At 70.2% G+C, this 20,118-nt stretch carries 22 protein-coding genes and 1 tRNA gene; 7 read left to right on the forward strand and 16 right to left on the reverse strand.

What is annotated here, in order from left to right; translation table 11 throughout:
• Window positions 1–47: 47 nt before the first annotated feature.
• The 3 genes from VEA62_RS04745 to VEA62_RS04755 form a co-directional block, all read right to left on the reverse strand.
• Window positions 48–839: a hypothetical protein gene (locus tag VEA62_RS04745; protein WP_324819087.1), complete on the reverse strand. Its 792-nt coding sequence runs from the start codon at window positions 837–839 to the stop codon at window positions 48–50.
• The gene (locus VEA62_RS04750; RefSeq protein ID WP_324819090.1) at window positions 829–1,248 is read right to left on the reverse strand and encodes a hypothetical protein; all 420 of its coding nucleotides are present in this window, start codon (window positions 1,246–1,248) and stop codon (window positions 829–831) included. Before VEA62_RS04750 ends, VEA62_RS04745 begins: the two co-directional genes overlap by 11 nt.
• Window positions 1,249–1,482: 234 nt before the next feature.
• Window positions 1,483–1,938: a hypothetical protein gene (locus tag VEA62_RS04755; RefSeq protein WP_324819092.1), complete on the reverse strand. Its 456-nt coding sequence runs from the start codon at window positions 1,936–1,938 to the stop codon at window positions 1,483–1,485.
• Window positions 1,939–2,178: 240 nt separating this feature from the next.
• Between VEA62_RS04755 and VEA62_RS04760 the strand changes: the two genes are divergently transcribed.
• Entirely contained in the window at window positions 2,179–2,295 is a 117-nt protein-coding gene (locus VEA62_RS04760; protein ID WP_324819094.1) for a hypothetical protein, read from the forward strand.
• Window positions 2,296–2,314: 19 nt separating this feature from the next.
• On the opposite strand, the gene VEA62_RS04765 is transcribed toward VEA62_RS04760, so the two are convergent.
• The 8 genes from VEA62_RS04765 to VEA62_RS04800 form a co-directional block, all read right to left on the reverse strand.
• Window positions 2,315–2,728, reverse strand: coding sequence for a hypothetical protein (locus VEA62_RS04765; protein ID WP_324819097.1), 414 nt, complete (start codon window positions 2,726–2,728; stop codon window positions 2,315–2,317).
• Window positions 2,729–2,861: 133 nt separating this feature from the next.
• Window positions 2,862–3,599, reverse strand: a complete 738-nt coding sequence (locus VEA62_RS04770) for an ABC transporter ATP-binding protein (RefSeq protein WP_324819100.1) — start codon at window positions 3,597–3,599, stop codon at window positions 2,862–2,864.
• Window positions 3,592–4,911 (reverse strand): lipoprotein-releasing ABC transporter permease subunit, encoded by a 1,320-nt coding sequence (locus tag VEA62_RS04775; protein ID WP_324819103.1) that lies wholly within the window; start codon window positions 4,909–4,911, stop codon window positions 3,592–3,594. The genes VEA62_RS04770 and VEA62_RS04775 overlap by 8 nt, the downstream gene beginning before the upstream one ends.
• Window positions 4,908–6,224, reverse strand: a complete 1,317-nt coding sequence (gene proS / locus VEA62_RS04780; protein WP_324819105.1) for a proline--tRNA ligase — start codon at window positions 6,222–6,224, stop codon at window positions 4,908–4,910. The genes VEA62_RS04775 and proS overlap by 4 nt, the downstream gene beginning before the upstream one ends.
• Window positions 6,225–6,318: 94 nt before the next feature.
• On the reverse strand, window positions 6,319–6,657 hold the full coding sequence (locus VEA62_RS04785) for a DUF3088 family protein (RefSeq protein WP_324819108.1): 339 nt from the start codon (window positions 6,655–6,657) through the stop codon (window positions 6,319–6,321).
• 10 nt (window positions 6,658–6,667) lie between these two features.
• Window positions 6,668–6,934 (reverse strand): DUF1467 family protein, encoded by a 267-nt coding sequence (locus VEA62_RS04790; RefSeq protein ID WP_324819111.1) that lies wholly within the window; start codon window positions 6,932–6,934, stop codon window positions 6,668–6,670.
• Window positions 6,934–7,359 (reverse strand): methylmalonyl-CoA epimerase, encoded by a 426-nt coding sequence (mce, locus tag VEA62_RS04795; RefSeq protein ID WP_324819113.1) that lies wholly within the window; start codon window positions 7,357–7,359, stop codon window positions 6,934–6,936. The genes VEA62_RS04790 and mce overlap by 1 nt, the downstream gene beginning before the upstream one ends.
• A gap of 54 nt (window positions 7,360–7,413) precedes the next feature.
• Window positions 7,414–7,836 carry a hypothetical protein gene (locus VEA62_RS04800; RefSeq protein WP_324819116.1) on the reverse strand — a complete coding sequence of 141 codons (423 nt, stop codon included), beginning with the start codon at window positions 7,834–7,836 and terminating at the stop codon, window positions 7,414–7,416.
• Window positions 7,837–7,923: 87 nt separating this feature from the next.
• Here VEA62_RS04800 and VEA62_RS04805 point away from each other — a divergent pair, with 87 nt between their 5' ends.
• A complete protein-coding gene (locus VEA62_RS04805) occupies window positions 7,924–9,033 on the forward strand; it encodes a transcriptional regulator (RefSeq protein ID WP_324819119.1) in 1,110 nt (369 codons plus the stop codon).
• On the opposite strand, the gene VEA62_RS04810 is transcribed toward VEA62_RS04805, so the two are convergent.
• The 4 genes from VEA62_RS04810 to chrA form a co-directional block, all read right to left on the reverse strand.
• A complete protein-coding gene (locus tag VEA62_RS04810; RefSeq protein WP_324819121.1) occupies window positions 9,030–9,434 on the reverse strand; it encodes a hypothetical protein in 405 nt (134 codons plus the stop codon). The genes VEA62_RS04805 and VEA62_RS04810 overlap by 4 nt on opposite strands.
• A 96-nt stretch (window positions 9,435–9,530) precedes the next feature.
• The gene (gene tsf / locus VEA62_RS04815; protein WP_324819125.1) at window positions 9,531–10,472 is read right to left on the reverse strand and encodes a translation elongation factor Ts; all 942 of its coding nucleotides are present in this window, start codon (window positions 10,470–10,472) and stop codon (window positions 9,531–9,533) included.
• Window positions 10,473–10,564: 92 nt separating this feature from the next.
• A complete protein-coding gene (gene rpsB, locus VEA62_RS04820; protein WP_324819129.1) occupies window positions 10,565–11,479 on the reverse strand; it encodes a 30S ribosomal protein S2 in 915 nt (304 codons plus the stop codon).
• Between the two features lie 156 nt (window positions 11,480–11,635).
• On the reverse strand, window positions 11,636–12,841 hold the full coding sequence (gene chrA, locus VEA62_RS04825) for a chromate efflux transporter (protein ID WP_324819131.1): 1,206 nt from the start codon (window positions 12,839–12,841) through the stop codon (window positions 11,636–11,638).
• A gap of 94 nt (window positions 12,842–12,935) precedes the next feature.
• On the opposite strand from chrA, the gene VEA62_RS04830 reads away from it, so the two are divergent.
• Both VEA62_RS04830 and VEA62_RS04835 read left to right on the forward strand, forming a co-directional pair.
• Entirely contained in the window at window positions 12,936–13,664 is a 729-nt protein-coding gene (locus VEA62_RS04830) for a hypothetical protein (RefSeq protein ID WP_324819134.1), read from the forward strand.
• The gene (locus tag VEA62_RS04835; RefSeq protein WP_324819137.1) at window positions 13,661–14,476 is read left to right on the forward strand and encodes a M23 family metallopeptidase; all 816 of its coding nucleotides are present in this window, start codon (window positions 13,661–13,663) and stop codon (window positions 14,474–14,476) included. Before VEA62_RS04830 ends, VEA62_RS04835 begins: the two co-directional genes overlap by 4 nt.
• Here VEA62_RS04835 and hrpB read toward each other — a convergent pair.
• On the reverse strand, window positions 14,473–16,896 hold the full coding sequence (gene hrpB, locus VEA62_RS04840; protein ID WP_324819140.1) for an ATP-dependent helicase HrpB: 2,424 nt from the start codon (window positions 16,894–16,896) through the stop codon (window positions 14,473–14,475). The two genes, VEA62_RS04835 and hrpB, sit on opposite strands and share 4 nt — an antisense overlap.
• A 143-nt stretch (window positions 16,897–17,039) precedes the next feature.
• Here hrpB and VEA62_RS04845 point away from each other — a divergent pair, with 143 nt between their 5' ends.
• The 3 genes from VEA62_RS04845 to VEA62_RS04855 all read left to right on the forward strand — a co-directional run bounded on the left by VEA62_RS04845 (window position 17,040) and on the right by VEA62_RS04855 (window position 20,066).
• The gene (locus tag VEA62_RS04845; RefSeq protein WP_324819143.1) at window positions 17,040–18,650 is read left to right on the forward strand and encodes an amino acid permease; all 1,611 of its coding nucleotides are present in this window, start codon (window positions 17,040–17,042) and stop codon (window positions 18,648–18,650) included.
• Between the two features lie 88 nt (window positions 18,651–18,738).
• Window positions 18,739–18,823, forward strand: a tRNA-Leu gene (locus VEA62_RS04850).
• Window positions 18,824–18,998: 175 nt separating this feature from the next.
• Window positions 18,999–20,066 (forward strand): PA0069 family radical SAM protein, encoded by a 1,068-nt coding sequence (locus VEA62_RS04855; protein ID WP_324819146.1) that lies wholly within the window; start codon window positions 18,999–19,001, stop codon window positions 20,064–20,066.
• Window positions 20,067–20,118 lie beyond the last annotated feature (52 nt).

Genomic DNA, 20,118 nt, shown 5'->3' on the forward strand with positions numbered 1-20,118 from the left:
GGGTGGGAAGCGGCTGTCCGCCTTGGCGGCCTGGAGGCGCGGGGCCGCTAGCCGATCCCGAAATCGCCCCAACTGAAGTCATTGACGTAGATGTTGATCGAGTAGCCAGGCGAGTCGCCTTCAAGGGTCAGATCTTCCTGATAGAAGTAGGTGATGTGGGCCGATGTGATGCCGTCATTGTCATCGTCGTCAGTCACAACGAGGCTCAACCGCCAATACTCGACGCCCGAACCATGTACCGACCATGAGTGCCTCTCCAAGATGCCGGGTTCCTCGGAGAAATTGTAGTCGCCCACGCCGCACAGCCAGTTTACATTCTGACCCATGTGACCGTCGATGAGGCTCTCGAAACCGCTCACGGTCACGTCCCACGGACCAAAGCCATTGTTCCTTTCCTGAAGGGAGAGAACCTCGGTCTCGAACACGACGATGTCGGAGCCGCTGCCGCCGACGAAGTCATAGGAACCGACATTGTCCTCGTGAGGCGTCGCCACGGTTACTGTGTCGTCGCCGTCGTGGCCATAGACCGTGCCCTCCTGATCCCCCGCGTAGTAAATGAGGTCGTCCGCCACCGTGGAAACCAATGCTTCGAAGTCGACGTAGTCGTAGTAGTTGTTGGCACGGCCCTCGATGAAGATTTGGTCGTAGCCTTCGCCGCCGCTGACGCCAGCGTTGGGGCCGCCCCCGACCGACATGAACTGGCCGAAATCGGCCTCGACGGGGGGCCTGATCGTACCGTCAGGAATGTAGGCGTCGGTATTGAGGTTCGAAGGTACCGTGGTGCTGCCGAACAGATAGAGGCTGGTAACCGACTCAACCGTCAGGACTTCACCGGGCATCGAATCCTGCATCGTCTGTCGTGCAAACGGACCCATCGTCGCGGACACCGAAATGCCGGACGTCCGGCTCCGACGCGATGGTGTTTTCAGCTGTGCGGTAGCGCCGGTCCCAACTCATCGTGACCTCGACGGCCTGGCCCCAAGTCACGCACTCCGGAATAATGTTCGATGGGCGAGCGCGGCCAACCGTGCAGCAACCCGGGTTCTCCGCCAGCAATCGAGCACCGTTGCCGTACGGAACGACCGGGTGATATTGCAGCTCGGTGTCGCCATTGGGCTTACGAACCACGACCTGAACCGTATGATCGTTGTGAGCGACGTAGTCCGCGACCGTGTCTATATAGAACTGATCTGGATGCCTCGGTTGGGCACGGCATGACGCCAGCAGGACCGCGGCCAGCAGGGCCAAGGGCAGTATCGGTCGCTTTCGAAGCACACCCATGCCACCCACCATATGACTACGGTGACGATCACTCGGGCGAGGAAGCCGGTCAAGACCGATTGATGATTAACGAGGGTCGCCGCCCAAACTGACCGTCCAGTAGCCGGGCGAAGGGGGGCAAGCGAATACACGGCCGCCGGAGACCTGCCGGAACGTCCGCTACGGGTCGGGAGCCGACAGTCGCCTTTGGGTGGAAGGCGGTCACTCGTCCGCCAGGGGCTGCCGGTTCGACGCATTGACGTTCGCGAACCACCACATGAGCACGCGATCCCCCGCCAGCGGCCTCACGCTTGCGGAGGTTGACGGTGGCTGGAGGAACTCTGCTGACAGCCGGATGTCGAGGGCTACCAGTGCGACATCTTCTCCGACCGCCCCGTTGCAGGTTTCGGCCGGATTGACGCGGTTGTAGGCTTCAATGCGGGCCCGATGCGTCAGCGCGGGCTCGTCGAAAACGACGGGCGGTCCCGCCAGGCGGCGGACCGTCAGCATTCCGCACTCGCCCTCGAAGACGATCAATTCGCCCCGAACGGTCATGCGGCTATCTGCGTCAAACCCGGAGACGTGATCGACCAGGAATGGATCAACGGCAGGCGGAGCTTGCCAGTCTCGATAGTCGTAGGGCCGCGCCCCTACGCGCCCGGAGAGGCCGAGGGCCAAGGCTCCGCCAACTGCCAACACGCTGAAGCATCCAGATGAGCCGTGCATCGAATCGAGCTTATGCCCCTCGATGTTCCGTCCGCAACGGGTCGGGAGCGGACACCGCTTCAGGGCCGCCTTGCGAGCCTGGCCCGCGCGGTCGCTGATTGGCATGCGGCCTTTTCGCGGTTCGGGCCTATGATCACGAGGACGCCCCCGGTCACCCGCCCTTCCGGCGGCCGGCGTCGCGGGATGACGGTCATGGCCAAGGGTCAAGCACGCAGCAACAAGGAAATCCGCAAGCCGAAGGCGGAGAAGCCGAAGCCGGCGGTGGCGGTGGGGAGCTCGCCGTTCACCCAGGTTCCGGGGAAGAAGTAGGCGCCAGCCTGCCGGCCGCTCAGTCGCCGGCGGCGGCGACCAGCCGCGCCTCGCACTCGGCGACGCCCGCCGCCACTCCTTCGGCGGCGTAGAGGTCGCGGGCCTCGGTCCAGACGGCGAGCGCCTGGTCGGGACGCCGCAGCTCGTCGAGCGCGAGGCCCTTGAGGCGCACGGCGTTCGCCAGGTCCAGCGGCTCGCCCTTCGCCCGATAGACGGACGCGGCCTGCTCCGCGTGGGCGAGGGCCTCGGACGGCCGCCCGGCCTCGCGGTCAATGTCGGAGAGATGGCGCAGGGCGTGAGCCTGAAGCAGCGGCAGGCGGGCCTCGCGGCTCAGCGCCGCCGCCCGGGCGTAGCCGTCGCGGGAGTCGGAGGTCCTGCCCTCCTCGCGCGCCCGGCGGGCCAGGGCGAGATGGGTCTCGATGGCTTGGGTCATGGCCGCCTCCGCAAGCGGCCGATGTAACACGTTCCGACATCCGCCGCGCGCCGGATCGCATGGGATCCTCCACCCCTCCACCGCTTCGCGGTCCCCCTCCCCATTCGCTTCGCGAACAGGGAGGAGACAGGGTCTAGTAGGCGTGGCTCTCGGCCGGGCGTTCTTCCAGATGGCCGTCCTTGAGGGCGAAGACGCGGTCCATGTGACCGGCCAGCTCCATGTTGTGGGTGGCGATCAGGGCGGCGACGCCGGTGTCCTTGACCAGGCGGTGCAGGGCCTCGAACACCGTCTGGCTGGTGGCGGGATCGAGATTGCCGGTGGGTTCGTCGGCCAGCAGCAGGCGCGGGCGGTTGGCCAGGGCCCGGGCGACGGCGACGCGCTGCTGCTCTCCGCCCGACATCTGGGCCGGCTGGTGGGTCAGGCGTTCGCCGAGGCCGAGGGCGGTGAGGACCTCGGAGGCGCGGGCGCGGGCGTCGGCCTGGCTGTAGCCGGCGATGCGCAGCGGCAGGGCGACGTTGTCGCGGGCGTCGAACTCGGCCAGCAGGTGGTGGAACTGGTAGACGAAGCCGATGCGCTGCAGCCGCAGGTGGGTGCGGGCGCGCTCGGGCAGGTCGCCGACCGGTTCGCCGTCGATGCGGATCTCGCCCGAGGTCGGGTGCTCCAGCAGGCCGGCGGCGTGCAGCAGGGACGACTTGCCGGAACCCGACGGGCCGATCAGGCCGACCACCTCGCCCGGCATGACGTCGAGGTCGACGCCCTTGAGCACGGTCAGGGGACCGGCGGCGGAGTCATAGGTGCGGGTGACGCCGCGGACCGAGAGGACGGGGGTCCCCTGCCCTTTGGCGGCGGTCTTGCGGAGGGCCTTACTCATAGCGGAGGGCCTCCACCGGATCCATTTTCGCCGCGCGCCACGAGGGCAGCAGGCTGGCCACGCAGGACATGAAGACGGACCAAAGGGTGACCCAGATCACGTCGGCCGGGTCGACCTCGGCCGGGATGGCGTCGAGCATATAGACCTCGGCGTCGAACAGCTTCACGCCGAACAGGCCCTCGAGGAAATGCTGGATGTCGGCGATGTTCAGACAGAACAGCAGGCCGAGGACCAGGCCGGTGACGGTGCCGGCCACGCCGATGGCCGCGCCCGCGATGAAGAAGATGCGCAGCATCGACGACTGGCTGGCCCCGACCGTGCGCAGGATGGCGATGTCCTTCGTCTTGTTCTTCACCAGCATGACGATGCCGGAGATGATGTTCAGGGCGGCGATGGCGACGACGAGGCCGAGGATGATGCTCATGGCCACGCGCTCGACCTTCAGCGCGCCCCAGAAGGCGGCCATGCGGTCGCGCCAGTCGCTGACGATGGCCCCGGAGCCGGCAGCCCGCATGACGGGGGCGCGCAGGAGCTCGACGCGGTCGGGCTCGGCCACCTTCAGCTCGATGGCGTCCCAGGCGGACTCGCGGCCGAAGAAGAGCTGCGACTGCTCCAGCGGCATGAAGATGAACAGCTGGTCGAAGTCGGTGGTGCCGGAGGTGAAGACGCCGCCGATGCGGTAGGTCTTCTCCAGCCCGCCGAGGTTGCCGAAGGCGCTGGTGGCGCCGGTCGGGGAATAGAGGGTCAGGGGATCGCCGACGCGCAGGCCCATCATCTCCGCCAGCGCCTTGCCGACGAGGATGTTCTCGCCGCCGTAGGGGCCCTGGCCGAAGGAGCGCTTCGCCTCTTCCGACAGGCTGGCGTAGACATAGGTGTTGGCGGCGAGGTCCTCGGGACGGACGCCGCGCACGGCGGCGGGGTTGGTCTGGCCGGCGCCGCGGACGAGGCTGTAGCTGGTCATCACCGGCACGGCGCTGTCGACGCCGGGGACGGCGCGGATGCGCTGCAGGGCCTGGTCGCGCTCGGGGGTGTCGAGCAGCTGGCCCTGGACGAACATGTGGCCGTTGAAGGACAGCATCCGGTCGAGCAGGGTCGAGCGGAAGCCGGCCATGATGCTCATGACCGTGATCAGGGCCATGACCGCCAGGGCGATGGCGACGTAGGAGATGATGGCGATCAGGGCGATGCCGCCCTCGCGCCGCCGCGCCCGCAGGTAGCGCAGGGCGAGGCCGAACTCCCAGGCGGAGAAGGGACCGGCGGGTTTGACCGGCTTCACCGCGGCTGCCGGGGCCAAGGACGGGGCGTCCGTCATGCAGTCAGCCTCGCCATGGCTTCGTCGAGGGGCACGGAGACCTTTTCGCCGGTGGCGCGGCGCTTGAGCTCGACGACGCCGTCGGCGAGGCCCTTGGGCCCGATGGTCAGCTGCCAGGGCACGCCGATCAGGTCCGCCGTTGCGAACTTGCCGCCCGGGCGCTCGTCGGTGTCGTCGTAGAGGACGTCCCTGCCGGCGGCCTCGAGCCTGGCGACGGCATCCTCGCAGGCGGCGGAACAGGCTTGATCGTTGGCGCGCAGGTTGATGACGACGACGTCGAAGGGGGCGACGGCGTCGGGCCAGATGATGCCGCCCTCGTCATGGCTGGCCTCGATGATGGCCCCGAGCAGACGCGAGACGCCGACGCCGTAGGAGCCCATGTGGACGGGCGCGTCCTTGCCGTCGGGACCGGCGACGAAGGCCTTCATCGGGGCGGAGTATTTGGTCCCGAAATAGAAGATGTGGCCGACCTCGATGCCGCGCGCGGAGAGGCGGTCGCCTTCGGCGGTCTCGCTCTCGAAGCGGGCGGCGTCGTGCATCTCTTCCGTGGCCGCATAGAGGGAGGTGCGGCCGTCGACGATGGCCTGCAGGTCGTCCCAGTCGACGTCGGCGCCGGGGGCGGGCATCTCGACCAGCTTGCGGTCGCAGAAGACGGCGCTCTCGCCGGTGTCGGCGAGGACGATGAACTCATGGGACAGGTCGCCGCCGATCGGGCCGGTGTCGGCGCGCATCGGCACGGCCTTCAGCCCCATGCGGGCGAAGGTGTTCAGATAGGCCACGAACATGCGGTTGTAGGCGCGGCGGGCCGAGGCCTCGTCGATGTCGAAGCTGTAGGCGTCCTTCATCAGGAATTCGCGGCCGCGCATGACGCCGAAGCGCGGACGGCGCTCGTCGCGGAACTTCCACTGGATGTGGAAGAGGTTGAGCGGCAGCGATTTGTAGCTCTTCACGAAGCCGCGGAAGATGTCGGTGATCATCTCCTCGTTGGTGGGTCCGTAGAGCAGCTCGCGCTCGTGCCGGTCGGTGATGCGCAGCATCTCGGGGCCGTAGGCGTCGTAGCGGCCCGACTCGCGCCACAGGTCGGCGAGCTGGAGGGTCGGCATCAGCAGCTCGACGGCCCCTGCCCGCTCCTGCTCCTCGCGCACGATCTGCTCGATCTTCTTCAGCACCCGCAGGCCCAGCGGCAGCCAGGCGTAGATGCCGGCGGCCTCCTGTTTGATCAGGCCGGCGCGCAGCATCAGCTGGTGCGAGACGATCTGGGCGTCCGAGGGCGCCTCCTTGAGGGTGGGCAGAAAATAGCGCGACAGGCGCATGGGTCAGAATCCGGCGTGGGAGGCGTGGGACACGAGCTTTAGCCGGGACGGCGGGGCGAAAGCTAGGCGGTCGGCGTCAAACGCGCGGATTGGCCTACGGATGCGGCAGTCCGATGCCGTAGCGGGCCGCGAGGTAGGGGACGATGGCGTGGTCCTGGAGGAAGCGGCGGCCGGTGGCCTCGCTGGTCCGGGCCTCGGGCCAGTCGAAGGTCTCGTCCAGCACCAGCAGCGGGCACGACTGATTGTCCTCCCCGACGAGATCGATCACGGGCAGACGGGGGCGCGAGAAGCCGAGCCGGGTGATCTCCAGCTGATCCCCGAGCGCGGGATAGAAGGCCAGAACCCCCTCGATGAAGGCTCCGGCCGGGCAGAACCAGGGGCCGCCGAGATCGTCGTGCCAGCTCGGGTCGATGAGGAACAGGCGGTCGGTCATGGCGGCGTCCTCAGGCCGGCGGCGCCAGGTTCGGCAGAGGCATCCAGCCGATGTAGACCAGGACCATGATCAGCAGCCAGACGAGCCCCGCCACCCAGCTGGTGGTGATGAATTTGCGCTTCAGGTCGGGCTTGAGCGGCGCGCCCCACTGGCCGCCGTCGGTCGGCCGCTCCTGGTCGGCCTGGTTCATGCCCAGCGGAAGGATCGCGAACAGCGAGACCCACCAGCAGACGATATAGACCGCCAGCATGGTGACGGGACCGATCGGCATGCCCATCAGTGGCCCCCTTCCTTCGGCGTTTCCATCAGTTCGACCAGCACCCCGCCCATGTCCTTCGGATGGACGAAGATGATCGGCGTGCCGTGGGCGCCGATGCGCGGCTCGCCCGTGCCGAGGATGGTCGCGCCCTTCGCCCGCAGGGCGTCGCGGGCCGCGAGGATGTCCTCGACCTCGAAACAGACGTGGTGCTGCCCGCCCTTCGGATTCTTCGCGAGGAAGCCGTGGATCGGCGACCCGTCGCCGAGCGGCTCGATCAGCTCGATCTGGCTGTTCGGCAGGTCGACGAAGCAGACCCGGACGCCCTGGGCCGGGAGGTCGAACGGGTCGTGCGCCTTCGTGGCGCCGAGCAGGTCGCGGTACATCGCGACGCTGGCCTCGATGGACGGCGTGGCGACACCGACGTGGTTCAGTCTTCCGATCATGGGCAGGACTTAGCCGGTCTGGCGGCCCGGGAGAAGGCCGCCCCGGCGCGACCTTCAGTCCTGAACCTGTCCGAACGCCGACCGGTCGCCCGGGCCGGTCTCGACGGTCCGGCCTGCGACGGTCCAGCGCAGCGCCCGCACCTGCAGGCCGACGGCCCCGGCGGGCAGGCGGGCCTGCAGGTCCAGCCCGGCTCCGGGATCGAGCCGGCCGGCGCGTGCGCTGACCGGCGCCCCGACCGGCCGTCCCTCGCGATCGTGGAAGCGGAGGCGGACCGCCACGTCGAGGTACAGGGCGTCGGCGGCGTTGGTGAGGACGCCGCGCCAGGTGCGGCCGCCCAGCGGCTCCCTGATCGCCTCATTTCGGGTGAGCAGGATGCGGACCCGATCGGCGGCCATCAGAACGGCCGCCGTCCGGACGGGCGTCCGGGAGGGATGGCGCGCATGGACCAGCCCTGCGATCCCGGCGATATTGTCCATTGCCTTGCCTCCATGCATCGGTGAGGCTCGCACCCTGCCTGCGCGCCCGGTGAGCGGCATGAGCAACTCCTGAGGTCTTGCTGAAAGATGGCGCCCGGACGCTTCCGCTTCGAACGCTTCGCCCTTGACGTCCGCAACCGCCAGCTGAAGCGGGACGGCGCCCCGGTGGAGCTGAACGGCCGGTATTTCGACGCCCTGGCCCTGCTGGTGAGCGAGCACGGCAGGCTGGTCTCGAAGGACCGATTCCTCGAGGAGGTCTGGCGCGGCGTGCCGGTGACCGACGAGGCCCTGACGCAGTGCGTCAGGACGTTGCGGCGGCAGCTGGGCGACGAGGCCGCGCATCCGCGCTTCATCGAGACCGTGCCCAAGCACGGCTACCGGTTCATCGCGGCGGTGGAACAGGAGGAGCCGGACGCGGCGAGGCCGGGCGCGATCCGGGCGACACCGACGGAACCGCCAACCGCCGGGACCGCCCCCTGGTCGCGCTTCGGCCTGCTGGGCGGCGCGGGGATGGCCGGCGGCGGTCTCGCCGGCGTCTTCATCGGCCTGTTCTACGGGTTCGGCGCCGCGCCCGGGCCGCTGCAGACCGGCGCCGGGGCGGCGTCGGTGCTGCTGGTGCTGGTCTGCCTGTGCATCATCCTCGGGCTGATCGCGGGCGCGGGGGTCGGGTTCGGCATCGCCGCGGCGGGGTTCGCCCCGGGCCGGTCATGGCGTTGGACCATCGTCGGCGGCGCGGCCGGAGGGCTGCTGACCGGTGCGTTCGGGAAGCTGATCGGGCTCGACGCCTTCAACCTGCTGTTCGGCCATTCGCCCGGCGCGATCACCGGGGCGGCCGAGGGGGCGTTGATCGGGGGCGGGCTCGGACTGGGGGCGTGGCTGGCGAGCCTCGTCCCGGGTCCGCCGAGGCTGGCGCCCGGCTTCGCCGCGGGCGGACTGGCCGGCGCCGCCGCGGGGGCGGCCGTTCCCCTGCTGGGCGGGCGGCTGATGGGCGGCAGCCTCGACCTGCTGGCCCGCCGCTTCCCCGAGTCCCGGCTGAGCCTCGACCAGATCGGCGCGGTGTTCGGCGAGGCGGGCTTCGGACCGGTCAGCCAGGTGGTCACCGGCGGGATCGAGGGCCTGCTGTTCGGCGGCTGCGTGGTCGGCGCCATGATGCTGGCGCGGCGTCTGATGGCGGGCGGCGGCGCGACGCGGCCCTAGGGTTCCACGTCGCCCGGACCGACCGCGTCCGCGACCAGCCGGCGCCAGACGGGGTCGGTGTCGTCGACCAGGTCCACGTCCTCGAGCAGGGCCACGGCCCCGCCGCCGTCGGGAAGGATCAGGCCCAGCACCTCCATGTCCTCGCCGTCGGGGCCGAGATGACTTTCGGCCTGCACAGCCACCGCGGCCTGCTCGCCGTCGGCCTCCCACCAGATCACGGGCTGGGGCAGTTCCATCTGGATGGTGCGCGGATCGTCGGTTTCGGCGAGGGCGAAGATCGCCCGCTTCGCCTGGACGTCGTCGAGCGTGGCGACGGCGCCGGTGAACGCCTTGAGCCGGGACCAGTCGTCGACGTCGAAGCCGCCGCCGTCCTCGTCCGAAAGATCGTCATCCCCGCTCATGGAAGTCTCCTCTTGCCCGGGAACGTCCGCATACGAGAAAGGGGCCGGCGACCCAAGCCGCCGGCCCCCCGATTTCCTGTCCCGAGGGACGACGCCTTACTGGCCGCCGGTCATCTGGGCGACTTCGGTGGCGAAGTCCGGGCCCTCGACCTTCTCGACGCCTTCGCCGAGGGCGAGGCGGACGAAGCCGGCCAGGTGCAGGCCGGGCGCGCCCAGTTCCTTGCCGGTGTCGGCGACCAGCTGTTCGATGGTCACGTCCGGGTTCATCACGAACGGCTGCTTGGTCAGCACCACGTCCTTCTGGAATTTGGCGATCTGGCCGTCGACGATCTTGGCGATCATCGCTTCCGGACGGCCTTCTTCCTTGGCCTTCTCGGTCAGGACTTCGCGTTCCTTCTCGATGGCGGCCGGGTCCAGATCGTCGGTGTTCAGCGACAGCGGCGCCGTCGCGGCCACGTGCATGGCGATCTTGCGGCCCAGCTCGCGCAGGGCGGCCTTGTCGCCGCCGCCGTGCAGGGCGACGAGCACGCCGATGCGGCCGAGGCCCGGCGACACGGCGTTGTGGACGTAGGAGGCGACCACGCCCTCGTCGACCGACAGGCGGGCGGCGCGGCGCAGCTGCATGTTCTCGCCGACGGTGGCGATCAGCTGGGTGACCTCGTCCTGGACCGTCTTGCCGGCTTCCAGTTCGGCGCCGTGCAGGCCCTCGACCGTGGCGTGCTCGAGGCCCAGTTCGGCGAACTTCTTGGCGGCGTTCTGGAACAGCTCGTTGCGGGCGACGAAGTCGGTCTCGGCGTTGAACTCGATGGCGGCGCCGATCTCGCCGGCCCCGACTTCCTTCGAGGCGACGGCGACCAGGCCTTCGGCGGCGACGCGATCAGCCTTCTTGGCGGCCTTGGACAGGCCCTTGGCGCGCAGCCAGTCGATGGCGGCGTTGATGTCGCCACCGGTTTCCTGGAGGGCCTTCTTGCAGTCCATCATGCCGACGCCGGACTTGGCGCGCAGTTCCATCACGAGGGCGGCGGTGATCTCGGCCATGGGTAGTCTCCTTGGGTATGCGTATGCGGGAACGGCCGGGCTCCGCTGAGCCCGGCCGCATAGTCAGTTCGCCGTCGAGAGGCGGAGGTCGATCAGACCTGGGCCGGCTCGGATTCGACGGCGTCGTTGGCTTCCGAGGTCGCTTCCTGGGCGGCTTCGTCGGCGACGGCCGGTTCGGCGGCGGCGATCATTTCCTCGGCGACGGCTTCCGTGCCGGCCGGGGCGGCCTCTTCAGCCTTGGCCTTGGAGGCCTTGGCTTCGCGCAGCATCGGCTCGTCCGGGTTGACCGCGGCGCCGAGGTCGACGCCCGAGGCCGAAGCGCCGGCCGCCAGACCGTCGAGGACGGCGTCGGCGATCAGGTCGCAGTAGGTCTGGATGGCGCGGGCGGCGTCGTCGTTGCCCGGGATCGGATAGGTGATGCCGTCCGGGTCCGAGTTGGTGTCGAGGATGGCGATGATCGGGATGTTCAGCTTGCGGGCCTCAAGGATGGCGATGGCCTCCTTGTTGGTGTCGATCACGAACATGATGTCGGGGATGCCGCCCATGTCCTTGATGCCGCCCAGCGACAGCTCGAGCTTGTCCTTCTCGCGCTGCAGGTTCAGCAGCTCCTTCTTGACCCGGCCCTCGCCGCCCGACTCGAGCAGGCCTTCCAGCTCGCGCAGGCGGGCGATCGAGCCCGACACGGTGCGCCAGTTGGTCAGGGTGCCGCCGAGCCAGCGGTTGTTCATATAGTACTGGGCGCAGCGCTGGGCGGCCTCGGCGACCGGATCGGCGGCCTGGCGCTTGGTGCCGACGAACAGGACGCGGCCGCCCTTGGCGGCGACGTCGCGCACGGCGACCAGGGCCTGGTGCAGCAGCGGGATGGTCTGCGACAGGTCGATGATGTGGATGTTCGAGCGCGAGCCGAAGATGTAGCGCTCCATCTTCGGGTTCCAGCGGTGCGTCTGGTGACCGAAGTGCGCGCCGGCTTCGAGCAGCGAACGCATGGAGAATTCAGGCAGAGCCATGAGGGGTAGTCCTTTATCCGATTGATCCGCCGCAGGCGCTGTAAAGGCCGGAGCCCTCGGATCGGAGCGAACAGGATTTCTCCCTGACCGCGCCACGCCTGCGTGTGAAGTGGGCGGGCTTCTAGGCGGGTTGGATGCAAAAGGCAAGCGGCGCGGTCACAGCGAAGCCAGCCAGCCGGCGAGGCCGGCCGCCAGCAGGACAAGCGGCGGCGCGTACCCGCCCTTGAGCCAGTAGAGGGCCGCGAGCGACGCCGCGGCGATGGCGAAGGGCAGAACCGACGGAACGGCGGGGTCGTAGAGGCCGGCGGCGAGGGTGACGACGGTGGCGGCGATGATCCCGACCACGGCCGCGGCCACGCCGTCCAGCGCCACCCGCACCGCCGGATCGGCCACCATGGCCTCGAGCCTGTCGTAGAACACCATTGAGAAGGCGAAGGCCGGGAGGAAGACGCCGGCGGTCATGGCCAGGGCGCCCGGCAGGCCGCCGGCCGCATAGCCGGCGAAGGTGGCGAAGATGATCAGCGGCGCAGGCAGCACATTGGCGAGGGCGACCCCGTCGAGGAAGGTCCCGTCGCCGATCCGGCCGCCTCCGACCAGATCCTGCCGTACGAAGGGAATGGCGGTGTAGGCGCCGCCGAAGGTGAGCAGGCCGGCCTTCAGCCCCGAACCGAACAGGGCGAACCAGCCGCCGTCCGCCGCAGCCGCCATCGCCGGGGCGAGCGGCCGCAGCCATGGTCCATCCCGAAGGATCCAGACCGCCAGGGCCGCCACGGCGCAGAGCAGCAGGGTCGCCGCCAGGCGGGGCCGCCGCGCCCTGACGAGACCGTACAGGACGGCGCCGGCGGGGAGCACGATCCAGAACGGCGCCGCCAGGAGGGTGGCCGCCGCCGCCGCCGCGCCGATGATCCACAGCCACGGCTCGACCAGCACATGCCGGCCGATGCGGTGGGTCGCCCGGACGATCAGCGCGACCACGGCCGCCTGCGCACCGGCGAGGACCACGCCCGCCGCGCCCCGGTCCACGCCGAAGCGGAAATAGGCCCAGGCGCAGAGCAGCATAAGGACCAGCCCCGGCAGCATGAAACCGAGCCCGGCCAGCAAGCCGCCCAGACGCCCCCTGGCGCGGATGCCGAGGTGGACGCACAGCTCATGCGCCTCGGGCCCGGGCAGGGCCTGCATCACGGCCAGCAGCCGGTTGAAGGCGGCGCCGGAAATCCAGCGCTCCCGCTCCACGAGTTCGCGCCTGACCATGGCGATCTGGGCGACCGGGCCGCCGAACGCGGCGAACCCGAAGCGGAGAAAGCGCAGGAACAGCGCGCCGTGGGTCATCGGCGGCGGTCGGATGTCATCGTCCTCGGCCATCGAACGACGATGCCCGCGTTCGACGCCGACGTCATCCGCCACCCTCGCCACGATCGCATAACAGCGCTATTGTTCCGCTTGGGAGGGACTTCGCATGAGCATCCGGAACCACGCGTTCGCCGGGGGCGTGATCGCGGTGGCGGCCATGGCCGGCGTCGCCACCTCGCAACAACAGCCGCCGTCGCCGGTCGCCGCCACCCAGGTCAGCCTGCCCCGATCGCGCGTCGACAACGCCGCGCTGGCGCAGGCGCGGCAGGATCCCGTGGCGGCCCGGCTGCGCGGCGTGCTGGCGCAGAGCAAGGCTCCCGACTTCATGCAGCGGGTGAACGCGTCGGCTGTGCCGGTGCTGGCGCCCGCCGATCCGGCCCTGCTGGCCACGGCGGAGTTCAGCGGCGGCGACCGCTTCTACATGCTGACGGTCCAGCGCGGGGAGCAGATCGTCGAGATCTACGGCACGACCAAGGCGTTCCAGTCGCCGCTGGGCGGGCCCGCTCCCCAGGCTCCCCAGGCGACCGCGCCGGTTCCGGGAACGGCTCCGGGAAGGGCTCCGGCGACCCGGGCTCCCGTCACGGCGGCCCGGGGCCCACGCATCGCCGCGGCCCGGGTTCCCGACGCCGCCGCCCGCGCGGCGGCCCAGGCGCAGACCCGCGGCCTGACCAACCTCCGCACCGAGCGGACCGAATATGGCGTCGACGTCAGCTTCAACCGGTTCGGCGCCGCCTACAGCGTCAGCCTGATCTGCGAAGGCGCGCCGAATTGCACCGAGGCGGATGCGGTCGCCTTCGCGGCAGGGCTGCAACTGATCGGCGGGGGCGCGGCGTGAGGCGGCTGGCCCTGGCGGGGCTGTTGCTGACGCTGACGGCCTGCGCGCCGGGCGGCTGCCAGCAGACGGGCTCGCCCGAGACCGGCGATCCCAACCCGGTGGAAGAGCCCCTGCCCGGCGATCCCGACGTTCCGCCGGCCGAGCCGGAAACGCCCCCGGCGCCCGAACCCGCCACCTGGCCGCACGAGCCGGGAGGCGGCCTCTATCCAGGCTCGGGCACGGGGGCGACCGACGCGACCCTGTGGGCCGCCGGAATGCGCTTCCCGATCGAGGCGGCGCCCGCCTACGCCAATTCGCAGGTCTATGGTTACGGCGGCTTCGCGGCGCCGGGGCCCGGCGGCCAGTGCGACGCCCGCAACTACGCCTATCCGTGGCGCGACAATTTCTGCGAGACGCGCTCGTGGACCAACGGCATGTGCCCGGCGGGCAAGGGGCACCAGGGCCAGGACATCCGACCGGCCACCTGCGAGAAGAAGGTCCACTGGGCGGTCGCCGCCGAGAACGGGCGGATCACCTCGATCGGCAGCTACACCGTCACCCTGCTGGGCGATTCCGGGCGCATCTATCGCTACCTGCACCTCGATATGGCCGGGGTGAACGCCCTGTTCCCGACCCCCGCATCGCGCGATGTCACGCGCGGCCAGCACCTCGGCAAGGTGTCGGCCGACTTCGGCGGCAACGCCACCACCATCCACCTGCATTTCGAGATCAAGGCGCCGGTGGCCAGCGGCGGCGGGGCGACGGTGATGTTCGTGCCGACCTATTCCAGCCTGGTCGACAGCTATGGGCGGTTGCTGAACAGCGCGGCCTAGGTTCCGCGCGGCCTGGCGCGGGTGGTGGGTTCGGCCTGCGTCGGATCCTCCGGCCAGGGATGGCGTGGGTAGCGGCCGCGCATCTCGGCGCGGACGGCGGCCCAGCTGCCCTTCCAGAAGCCGGGCAGGTCCTTCGTCACCTGCACCGGGCGGCGCGCGGGTGAGAGCAGGCTGAGGGTCAACGGCACGCGGCCGCCGGCTACCGTCGGGTGGGCGGTGACCCCGAAGAGCTCCTGGACGCGGATGTCGACGCGCGGACCGCCCTCGGCCGCGTAGTCGATGGCGGCGGAGCCGAGCGGGGTGTCCAGCCGGGCGGGAGCCAAGGCGTCGAGAGCGCGCTGGCGGTCCCACGGTATCAGGGCGCGGACGCCTTGTTCGAGGGCGGCGTCGGGGATGGCGTCGAGCGACTGGACGCCCTCGAGGAGTGGCCAGAGCCAGGTCTCGCGGGCGGTCAGAAGGGCTTCGTCGGAGACGTCGGGCCAGCCTTCGTCGAGGGTGCGCAGGAAGGCGAGACGGGCGCGGAGGGCCGAGGCGCGCTCGCCCCAGCGCAGGGCCTCCAGGCCGTCGCGGTCGACCTCGGCCTGCAGGGCGGCCGTGACCTGCGCCCGGTCGGGCGTGCCGGCGATCCGCTCGTCGACGACAATGGCGCCGAGGCGGCGGATGCGCTTCAGGACCATGCGCCCGGACGGCTCGCGGGTCAGCCGGTCCTCGATCTCGATCCGGTGCTCCAGCGCGGCGGGATCGAGCGGCGCGGCGAGACGGATGCGGTCGCGGGCGCCCCCTCCCCCGAGCTCGGCCACGGCCAGCCACGGCTCGCGGGCGAGGAGGTCCGTCGGATCGAGGAAGGCGCCGCGACCGGAGGCCAGCAGAAACTCCCCGGGCTTGCCGCGCGCCCTGGCCACGCGCTCGGGGAAGGCTTCGGCCAGGACGGCGCCGGGTTCGGGCTCGCCGCCCTGCCCGCCCCCGGCGGCGCGGGTCCAGCGGTCGGCCAGCTTCAGGGCGTCGCGCGCGCGCTGGGAGCGGTCGCGCTCCAGGCCGCGGAGGCGCTCGCGAAGGTCGGGATCGGTCCCGCCCAGCCCCGGCTCGGACAGGACAGCGGCGATGCGCGCGCCGAGGGCCGCCGCGCCGGCGTCGCCGGCCGCGGCCGCCATGTGAGCCAGACGCGGCGGCAGGGCGATGCGGGTCAGGCGGCGCCCGTGGCCCGTCAGCCCCCCGGTATTGTCGAGCGCGCCAAGCCGCTGCAGCACCTTGCGGGCCTCGGCGAAGGCGCCGGCGGGCGGCTGGTCAAGCAGGGCGAGACCATCGGTGGAGCGGGCGCCCCAGCGCGCCAGGTCGAGAGCGAAGGCGGTCAGGTCCGCCTCGAGGATCTCCGGGCGCTGGTGCGGGACCAGGCCGCGGGTCTGTTCCTCATCCCGGAGGCGATAGCAGACGCCCGGCTCCGTGCGTCCGGCCCGGCCGCGGCGCTGTTCCGCCGAGGAGCGGCTGACGCGGACGGTGGCGAGGCGGGTCAGGCCGCTGGAGGGCTCGAAGCGGGGCACGCGCGACAGACCGCCGTCGATGACCACCCGCACGCCCTCAATGGTCAGGCTGGTCTCGGCCACCGAGGTCGCCAGGACGACCTTGCGGCGCCCCGGCGAGGCCGGTTCTATGGCCCGGTCCTGCACCGCCTTGTCGAGCGCGCCGTAGAGGGGGACGACGTCGACGGCGGGATCGCGCAGCCGTTCGGCCAGCCGCTGGGCGGTGCGATGGATCTCGCCCTGCCCCGGCAGGAAGGCCAGCACCGATCCGGTCTCCTCGCCGAGCGCCAGCAGGACGGCCCGGGCCATGGCGTCCTCAAAGCGTTCGGCGGGGTTGCGGCCGAGGTAGCGGGTCTCGACCGGGAACATCCGGCCCTCGGCCTCGATCACCGGCGCGTCGCCGAGAAGGCTGGAGACGCCGGCGATGTCCAGCGTCGCCGACATGACCAGCAGCCGCAGGTCTTCCCGGAGCAGGCCCTGCGACTCGCGGGTCAGGGCGAGGCCGAGGTCGGCGTCGAGGCTGCGCTCGTGGAATTCGTCGAACAGCACCGCGCCGACGCCGTCGAGACCGGGGTCGTCGAGGATCATGCGGGTGAAGACGCCCTCGGTGATCACCTCGATCCGTGTCTTCGGCCCGATGCGGCTCTGCAGACGGGTGCGATAGCCGACCGTGTCGCCGGTCTGTTGGCCCAGGGTGGCCGCCATGCGCTCGGCCGCCGCACGCGCCGCCAGCCGCCGGGGCTCCAGCACCAGTATCCTGCCGCCCGGCAGCCATGGCTGGTCCAGCAGCGCGAGCGGCACGACGGTTGTCTTGCCCGCGCCGGGGGGCGCCGCGAGCACGGCCGCAGGGGCGGCGGCAAGCGCGGCCTTCAGCGGTTCGAGGACGGCGTGGATGGGCAGCATGCCCTGCGCTCTAGCCGCAACGGAGGGGTTCACGAAAGCGTCGCGCCGCCTTCACCCTTCGGAAACCTCGTTGCCAGCGCGGTAATGCGCCGCTAGCGTCCGCGCCAAGCCGCAGAGGGCGGCATGAAGTCGGAGGGGAATTTATGTGGCGCGTTAAGTCGCTCGACGCGATCCTGGCCACGGCCGAGAGGAAATCGCTACATCGCTCGCTGGGCCCGGTTCAGCTGACGCTGCTCGGCGTCGGCGCGATCATCGGCACGGGGATCTTCGTCCTGACCGCCGCCGCCGCCCAGAAGGCCGGCCCGGGCATGATGTGGTCGTTCGTGATCGCGGGCGCCGTCTGCGCCGTGGCTGCGCTCTGCTACTCGGAACTGGCCTCGATGGCTCCGGTCTCGGGCTCGGCCTACACCTACACCTATGCCGTGATGGGCGAACTGCTGGCCTGGATGGTCGGCTGGGCGCTGATCCTCGAATACGCCGTGGCGGCCTCGGCCGTGTCGGTCGGCTGGTCGGGCTATGTGCTGGGCCTGATCGAGAATGCGATGGGGTTCGACTGGCCAGACCTGCTGCAGGCGGGACCGGCCTGGACCATGAACGGTTTCATCCCCACGCCTGACTTCTCGGTCGGCATCGTCAACATCCCGGCCATCGTCGTGGCCCTGGCCGTGACCCTGCTGCTGATGATCGGCACCACGGAAAGCGCCCGCGTCAACGCCATCCTGGTGGCCATCAAGGTCGCCGCCCTGACCGCCTTCATCGTCCTGACCCTGCCGGTCATCAAGGCCGCCAACTTCCAGCCGTTCGCGCCCAATGGCTTGTTCGGCGAGTCGTCGGGCATGGGCATCATCGGCGCGGCCGCGTCGATCTTCTTCGCCTACGTCGGCTTCGACGCCGTTTCGACCGCGGCGGAAGAGACCAAGAATCCGCAACGCAACGTGCCGATCGGCCTGATCGGATCGCTGGCGATCTGCACCATCTTCTACCTGCTCGTCGCGGTCGGCGCGGTCGGCGCCCTCGGCGCCCAGCCCGTGCTCGGCGCCGCCGGGGAAGCGGTGCAGCCGGGTTCGGCGGCCTTCATCGCCGCCTGCGCCCTGCCCGAGAACGCCGGCCAGCTGGTCTGCTCGAACGAGGCTCTCGCCCACGTTCTGCGCGAGATCAACTTCCCGGCCGTCGGCAACGCCCTCGGCACCGCCGCCATGCTGGCCCTGCCCTCGGTCATCCTGATGATGATCTATGGCCAGACCCGGATCTTCTTCGTGATGGCGCGCGACGGCCTGCTGCCGGAAGGCCTGGCCAAGGTCCACCCGAAGTGGAAGACGCCTTACATCGTCACCCTGTTCACCGGCATCGCGGTGGCCATCGCCGGGGCCCTGTTCCCGGTCGGCCAGCTGGCCGACATCTCGAACTCGGGCACGCTGTTCGCCTTCTTCATGGTGTCGGTCGCGGTGATGATGCTGCGGGTCAAGGAGCCCAACCGGCGCCGTCCGTTCCGGACCCCGCTGGTGTGGATCATCGCCCCGCTGTCGGCGGCGGGCTGCGCCTTCCTGTTCTGGAACCTGCCGCACGACGCCAAGATGGTGCTGCCGATCTGGGGCGGCATCGGCCTGGTGATCTATCTGCTGTACGGCATCCGCAAGAGCCACCTCGGCCGCGGCATCTTCCAGGTGCCGGAACTGGATCCGGACGCGCCTCCGGGACCGGTGCCGCCGATGCCCGGCGCGTCGTCGCCGACGGACGACCACAACAAGCACTGATCCCCGGATCGGTCGCAGCAAAGGCCCGGGAGCAATCCCGGGCCTTTCGCTTTTCCACGGCCTGCCCTAGAGGCTGTCGGCAGAACCTGCGGATGTGGCGGAACTGGTAGACGCACTGGATTTAGGTTCCAGCGCCGCGAGGCGTGGAGGTTCGAGTCCTCTCATCCGCACCATCCTGCTTCGTCCCGCCGGGCTTCGCAGGACAGGTCCCCCCCAGACAATCGGGCCAAGCTGGATGCCCTGCGAGGCCCTGGCGCAGCAGGGCTGCTCTCGACCTGCCGCGCAGGGGGCCGCTCCGATCGCCGATTATGTTCTTGCTTTGTTCCCCTCTGGTGCTACCCTGCCTTCATGGCTGAAGCAGCGAAGGGTCGGGGGGCGCGGTCGAATGCGACCGGGCGGTTCGAACCGGAGACCGTGGAAGCCTTCGACGACGGCTGGACGAGCGACGATGTCGAGGCGGCGCCGCTGCGCACCACCCTGACGCCCGAGCACGCCCGGACGATCATCGCCAGAAACACCAGTCCGGATATCGGCTTCGACCGGTCCATCAACCCCTACAAGGGCTGCGAACATGGCTGCATCTACTGCTACGCCCGTCCGTCCCATGCCTGGATGGGCCTATCCCCGGGCCTGGATTTCGAGAGCCGGATCTTCTTCAAGCCCGAAGGCGCGCGTCTGCTGGAGCAGGAGCTCTGCAAGCCGCGATATGTCTGCAGGCGCATCCACATAGGCGGCAACACCGATCCCTATCAGCCGGTCGAGCGTGAACTGAAGTCGACCCGCTCGATCCTTGAGGTGCTGCAGCGGTTCCGCCATCCGTTCAGCATCATCACCAAGTCGGTGCTGATCGCGCGCGACGCCGACATCCTCGGGGCCATGGGGCGCGAGGGGCTGGCCTCGGCCTTCGTCTCCATCACCACCCTCGATCGGGGCCTGGCGCGGGCCATGGAGCCGCGCGCCTCGACGCCGGCGAAGCGGCTGGAGGCCATCAGTCGGCTGGCCGAGGCGGGCTGTCCGGTCGGCGTCGGCTTCGCGCCGGTGATCCCGGGGCTGAACGATCACGAACTCGAAGCGGTGCTGGAGGCGGCGGCGAAGGCCGGCGCGACCTCGGCCATGTATGTGACGCTGCGTCTGCCGCTCGAGATCAAGGACCTGTTCCGCGAATGGCTGGCCGACGCCCGGCCGGAGCGCGCGGCCAGGGTGATGTCGCTGATCCGCCAGACCCGCGGCGGCCGCGACTACGACCCGGACTGGAACCAGCGCATGAAGGGGACCGGCCCGGTGGCCGAATTGATCGGCGCCCGCTTCAAGGCGGCGGTGAAGCGCTATGGACTGGATGGACCGAGACACGCGCTGGACGAGAGCCGCTTCCGCGTGCCGCCGGAGATGAAGAGGCAGTTGGACCTGTTCGCCTGAAACCGGCTGGACCGGAGCGGAAGGGCCGCGCGGCCGTTGAAGCACCGCTTGC

The sequence above is a fragment of the Brevundimonas sp. genome (assembly GCF_035627475.1).
GTDB lineage: Bacteria > Pseudomonadota > Alphaproteobacteria > Caulobacterales > Caulobacteraceae > Brevundimonas.

Excerpts from the sequence above, each read along its gene's own strand:
- VEA62_RS04745 (WP_324819087.1), bottom strand. The coding sequence starts at position 839 with ATGCCCGGTGAAGTCCTGACGGTTGAGTCGGTTACCAGCCTCTATCTG.
- VEA62_RS04760 (WP_324819094.1), top strand. The coding sequence starts at position 2,179 with ATGGCCAAGGGTCAAGCACGCAGCAACAAGGAAATCCGCAAGCCGAAG.
- VEA62_RS04765 (WP_324819097.1), bottom strand. The coding sequence starts at position 2,728 with ATGACCCAAGCCATCGAGACCCATCTCGCCCTGGCCCGCCGGGCGCGC.
- VEA62_RS04770 (WP_324819100.1), bottom strand. The coding sequence starts at position 3,599 with ATGAGTAAGGCCCTCCGCAAGACCGCCGCCAAAGGGCAGGGGACCCCC.
- VEA62_RS04775 (WP_324819103.1), bottom strand. The coding sequence starts at position 4,911 with ATGACGGACGCCCCGTCCTTGGCCCCGGCAGCCGCGGTGAAGCCGGTC.
- proS (WP_324819105.1), bottom strand. The coding sequence starts at position 6,224 with ATGCGCCTGTCGCGCTATTTTCTGCCCACCCTCAAGGAGGCGCCCTCG.
- VEA62_RS04785 (WP_324819108.1), bottom strand. The coding sequence starts at position 6,657 with ATGACCGACCGCCTGTTCCTCATCGACCCGAGCTGGCACGACGATCTC.
- VEA62_RS04790 (WP_324819111.1), bottom strand. The coding sequence starts at position 6,934 with ATGGGCATGCCGATCGGTCCCGTCACCATGCTGGCGGTCTATATCGTC.
- mce (WP_324819113.1), bottom strand. The coding sequence starts at position 7,359 with ATGATCGGAAGACTGAACCACGTCGGTGTCGCCACGCCGTCCATCGAG.
- VEA62_RS04800 (WP_324819116.1), bottom strand. The coding sequence starts at position 7,836 with ATGGACAATATCGCCGGGATCGCAGGGCTGGTCCATGCGCGCCATCCC.
- VEA62_RS04805 (WP_324819119.1), top strand. The coding sequence starts at position 7,924 with ATGGCGCCCGGACGCTTCCGCTTCGAACGCTTCGCCCTTGACGTCCGC.
- VEA62_RS04810 (WP_324819121.1), bottom strand. The coding sequence starts at position 9,434 with ATGAGCGGGGATGACGATCTTTCGGACGAGGACGGCGGCGGCTTCGAC.
- tsf (WP_324819125.1), bottom strand. The coding sequence starts at position 10,472 with ATGGCCGAGATCACCGCCGCCCTCGTGATGGAACTGCGCGCCAAGTCC.
- rpsB (WP_324819129.1), bottom strand. The coding sequence starts at position 11,479 with ATGGCTCTGCCTGAATTCTCCATGCGTTCGCTGCTCGAAGCCGGCGCG.
- chrA (WP_324819131.1), bottom strand. The coding sequence starts at position 12,841 with ATGGCCGAGGACGATGACATCCGACCGCCGCCGATGACCCACGGCGCG.
- VEA62_RS04830 (WP_324819134.1), top strand. The coding sequence starts at position 12,936 with ATGAGCATCCGGAACCACGCGTTCGCCGGGGGCGTGATCGCGGTGGCG.
- hrpB (WP_324819140.1), bottom strand. The coding sequence starts at position 16,896 with ATGCTGCCCATCCACGCCGTCCTCGAACCGCTGAAGGCCGCGCTTGCC.
- VEA62_RS04845 (WP_324819143.1), top strand. The coding sequence starts at position 17,040 with ATGTGGCGCGTTAAGTCGCTCGACGCGATCCTGGCCACGGCCGAGAGG.
- VEA62_RS04855 (WP_324819146.1), top strand. The coding sequence starts at position 18,999 with ATGGCTGAAGCAGCGAAGGGTCGGGGGGCGCGGTCGAATGCGACCGGG.